The organism is Kitasatospora sp. NPDC059577 (assembly GCF_042735475.1).
Taxonomy (GTDB): domain Bacteria; phylum Actinomycetota; class Actinomycetes; order Streptomycetales; family Streptomycetaceae; genus Kitasatospora.
Genome location: NZ_JBHWBZ010000072.1, coordinates 21,622 through 24,798, shown reverse-complemented (window position 1 = coordinate 24,798; position 3,177 = coordinate 21,622). Strand labels below are relative to the sequence as shown.

The window sequence follows — 3,177 nt, the reverse complement described above, 5'->3', positions numbered from 1 at the left end:
TAGGACACTGCGTGCGGGTGGGGCTTGTGGGGGGGGGGGGGGGGGGGGGGGGGGGGGGTGTTTGGGGGGGGGGGGGGGGGCCGGGGGGCCCCGGGGGGGGGGGGGGGGGGGGGGGGGGGGGGCCCCCCGGGCCCCGGGGGTGGTTACTGGCGGCCGTTCGCGAGGTCGAGGGGGCGGATCCGCAGGGCGAGGCGGGCCGGGAGCAGGCTGGCGAGGAGCGCGAGCACCAGGCAGACGGCGGTGGCTCCGGCGAGGGTGGTCCACGGCAGGTCGAGGGCTGCGGAGCGGGTGGCGTCGAGGACGCGGTTCTCGATCAGCAGCACGGTCGCGTACTGGGTGACCAGGGTGACGGCCAGTCCGAGGGCCGCCGCGGTGGCGACGACCAGCAGGGTCTCGACGGCGACCACGCGCAGGACCTGGCGGCGGGTGCCGCCGGTGAGGCGCAGGGTGGCGAAGTCCCGCAGGCGGTCACCGGTGGACATCATCATCGTGTTGACGATGGCGATCAGCGCGTAGAGCAGGGCCGGGCCGAGGATCGCCAGCATGGAGATCCAGCCGTTCTTCGTGGTCCGGTCGTTGTGGGCGCCGATCCAGTCCGTGCCCGCGGTGGCGCGGGCCGCGGTGCCGCCCACCGCGGCCGTGACCTGGTCGGGGCCCGCGCCGGTGGACAGGTAGGCGACGGAGACGGTGCCCGGGCCGGGGACGGCCTCGCGGGGGACGACGATCTCGGGCAGGTGCGGCAGCAGGTGGCCGATCTGGGCGACCAGCCGCAGCGGCTCCCGGGTGCCGTCCGCGAGGCGGGCGTTCAGGGTGTCGCCGACGTGCCAGCCGAAGACCCGGGCCATGTCGGTGGAGACCGCGACCGTCCTGCCGTGCAGGTCGGCGAGCGAACCGGCGTCGGCGGTCAGGTTCCAGGCCTCGCGCAGGTCGCCGTCGACCGCGAGGCCGTCCTCCGGGATCGGCAGGTCGCCGGGGCGGCCGGGGACGGGCTGCCGGTCCGGGGCGGCCAGGCCGTCGAACCGGACGGTGGCGGCGGTGGTCAGCCGGGCGTCCGGGAGGGCGGCGAGGTTGCGCAGGGCGTCGGCGGGCACGGCGTGGCCGTCGGACGGCTCGACCACGTACCCCGCCTTGAGGGCGGCTCGGCCCTGGGCGGCGAGTGCGTCGCCGAACGCCACCGTGCCGCCGACCACCGAGCCGGCCAGGCCGATCACCAGGAAGACCGGCGTCGCGGTGGAGACGGTGCGACGGATCGCGGCGAGGGCGTTCTGGCGGGCGATCAGCCCGGCCGCGCCGGGCAGCAGCGGGACGAGCGCGGTGAACAGGCGCACCAGCGGTGGCACCAGCATCGGGGCGACCAGGACGACCGCGAGCACCGCCATGACGTCGAAGAGCAGCGCGAACTGCGGGGTGGTCTGCGGATCGCGGGACTGCGGGTCGGCCAGCATCGAGGCGGGCATCGAGACGAACGTCGACAGGGTGTAGCCGAAGACGCAGAGGAAGAGGCCGGAGGCCACCCAGCGGACGGGCGGCATCACCTTCCGGTCGACGGCGACCTCGTTGAGCGCCTCCACCGGCCGCACCCGGCCGGCCCGGCGGGACGCCGCGTAGGCGCCGAGCAGGGCGACGAGCAGGCCGCCCGAGGCGGCGAGCAGCAGCGGCAGCGCTGCCGGTTCGGCGTGGAATCCGCTCGGGGCGGCGCCTTGGTCGACCAGCCAGCCGGCGATCGCCGGGGCGACGGCCAGGCCCGCCGCGCAGCCCGTGACCGCGGCGGACAGCGCCACCACCATGGCCTCGCCGAGGACCAGGGCCCGGACCTGGCGGGGCGTGGCGCCGACCGCGCGCAGCATCGCCGTCTCCTGGCGGCGCTGGGCGACGGCGAAGGCGAAGGTCGAGGAGACCACGAAGACCGAGACGAACCCGGCCATGGCGGCCATGAAGCTCACCAGCTTGTGCAGCGAGGGCGCGCCGGGCAGCGAGTCCTCGCCCATGGTGGTGTTGAGGAGCACCCCGGCGGCGGACATCACCGCGACGCCGAGGGCGAGCGCGACGAAGGAGCCGACGAAGGACGGCCAGCGGCGGCGCATCGAGACGGCGGCGACCGGGAGGAGGAGACGGAAGCCGGTCATCGGGGGTCACCGTGTCCGGGGGTGCCCGCCTCGTCGGCGCGGTCGGTGGGGGTGCCCGCCTCGTCGCCGCGGTCGGTGGGGGCGGCCTCCTCGCGGGCCTGTTCCAGGGCGGTCATCCGGGCGGCGACGGTCTGCGGGTCCGGGTCCTCCAGGCGGTCGACGACCAGGCCGTCGGCGAGGAAGAGCACGGTGTCGGCGTAGGAGGCGGCGACCGGGTCGTGGGTGACCATGATGGTGCTCTGGCCCTGCCGGTCGACGAGGGACCGGAGCAGGGTGAGTACCTCGCGGCTGCTGGAGCTGTCCAGGGCGCCGGTGGGCTCGTCCGCGAAGAGCACCTCCGGGGCGGAGATCAGCGCGCGGGCGATCGCCACCCGCTGCTGCTGTCCGCCGGACATCTGCGAGGGCAGGTGGCCGGTCCGCTCGCCGAGGCCCACCTGGGCCAGGGCGGCCCGGACCTGTGCGGGGTCGGGCCTGCGGCCGGCCAGGCGCAGCGGCAGGCCGACGTTCTGTTCGGCGGTCAGGGCGCCGAGCAGGTTGAACGCCTGGAAGACGAAGCCGAGGCGTTCCCGGCGCAGTTCGGTCAGTGCGGTCTCGTCGAGGCCGCCGAGGTCGATGCCGTCGACGACGACGGTGCCGGAGTCCGGGCGGTCGAGCCCGGCGGCGCACTGGAGCAGGGTGCTCTTGCCGGATCCGGAGGGTCCCATGACGGCGGTGAAGCTGCCGCGGGCGAAGCCGAGGGTGACTCCGGCCAGCGCGGTGACGGTGTTCTGGCCGGTTCCGTAGGAGCGGGTGACCTGCTCCAGTCTTACTACATCGTTGTCGTTCATGATGATCGACTTCCTACCAGGTCTTCGGGAACGGCGGTATGACGTTCTGGTAGGAGTGAGGCGGGAAGGGGGCACCCCGGTGGGGTGGTGGTGAGGCAGTCTCAGCCCCGGGGGGGGGGGGGGGGGGGCCCGGGCCCCCGCCGGCGCGGGGGGGGGGGGCGGCGGGGGCGGGGCAGGGGGCGGGGGGGGCGGGGTGTGATGGACGCGGTGCGAGGACGAAAGGC

Annotated in this window: 2 protein-coding genes; both read right to left on the bottom strand. The window is 75.7% G+C overall.

The annotated features are described in order from the left end of the window. Nucleotides 1-143 precede the first annotated feature (143 nt). Nucleotides 144-2,126, bottom strand: a complete 1,983-nt coding sequence (locus ACFV0O_RS36250; protein WP_380348323.1) for an ABC transporter permease — start codon at nt 2,124-2,126, stop codon at nt 144-146. Continuing rightward, a complete protein-coding gene (locus ACFV0O_RS36245) occupies nt 2,123-2,953 on the bottom strand; it encodes an ABC transporter ATP-binding protein (RefSeq protein WP_380348321.1) in 831 nt (276 codons plus the stop codon). The genes ACFV0O_RS36250 and ACFV0O_RS36245 overlap by 4 nt, the downstream gene beginning before the upstream one ends. Nucleotides 2,954-3,177: the final 224 nt, after the last annotated feature.

Bases quoted from the DNA above. Each gene is read 5' to 3' on its own strand.
- ACFV0O_RS36250 (WP_380348323.1), bottom strand. From the start codon at position 2,126: ATGACCGGCTTCCGTCTCCTCCTCCCGGTCGCCGCCGTCTCGATGCGC.
- ACFV0O_RS36245 (WP_380348321.1), bottom strand. From the start codon at position 2,953: ATGAACGACAACGATGTAGTAAGACTGGAGCAGGTCACCCGCTCCTAC.